This window comes from Streptomyces sp. KR55, from assembly GCF_052245645.1.
Classification (GTDB): domain Bacteria; phylum Actinomycetota; class Actinomycetes; order Streptomycetales; family Streptomycetaceae; genus Streptomyces; species Streptomyces flavusporus.
Genome location: NZ_JBQQCE010000992.1, coordinates 1 through 733, shown reverse-complemented (window position 1 = coordinate 733; position 733 = coordinate 1). Strand labels below are relative to the sequence as shown.

Genomic DNA, 733 nt, shown 5'->3' with positions numbered 1-733 from the left:
GTTGAGGACCTCCACGAGCCGCTCGAAGGGCAGGTCCTGGTGGGCGTAGGCCGCCAGATCCACGTCCCGGACCCGGTCGACCAGTTCGTCGAAGGCGGGATTGCCTGAGGTGTCGGCGCGCAACACCAGGGTGTTGACGAAGAACCCGACGAGGTCGTCGAGCGCCTCGTCGGTGCGGCCCGCGACCGGGCCCGCGATCGGGATGTCCGCGCCGGCGCCCAGCCGGGTCAGCAGACCGGCCAGTCCGGCGTGCAGCACCATGTACAGGGTGGCGCGGCGCTCTCCGGCCAGCCGCAGCAGGCTCCGGTGCAGTGCGGCGTCGAAGGTGATCGGCAGCGACGCGCCGCTGCGGCCGGTCATCGCGGAACGCGGCCGGTCGGTGGGCAGGTCCAGCTCGTCGGGCAGGCCGGCCAGTGTCTCCCGCCAGTACGCGAGCTGTTCGTGGGCGACCGTGCCGGGCCGGTCCTCACCGGCCAGGAGTTCTCGCTGCCACAGGGCGTAGTCGGCGTACTGCACCGGCAGCTCCGCCCAGCGCGGGGCGGTGCCGTCCAGGCGGGCCCGGTAGGCGACGGCCAGGTCACGGGCCAGCGGACCCATGGACCATTCGTCCCCGGCGATGTGATGGACGACCAACAGCAGGACGTGCTCGTCGGTGCCCTTCCGGTACAGCGAGGCGCGCAGCGGGATTTCGCGGGACAGGTCGAAGCCCGCGGTGGCCGCCTCGGTCAGCAGG

The 733-nt window shown here is 72.7% G+C and carries 1 protein-coding gene; it reads right to left on the bottom strand.

Annotation, left to right across the window (positions count from 1 at the left end; genetic code table 11):
• On the bottom strand, positions 1-733 hold a 733-nt coding region (locus ACTWQJ_RS51975), incomplete at both ends, for a condensation domain-containing protein (RefSeq protein ID WP_443313295.1).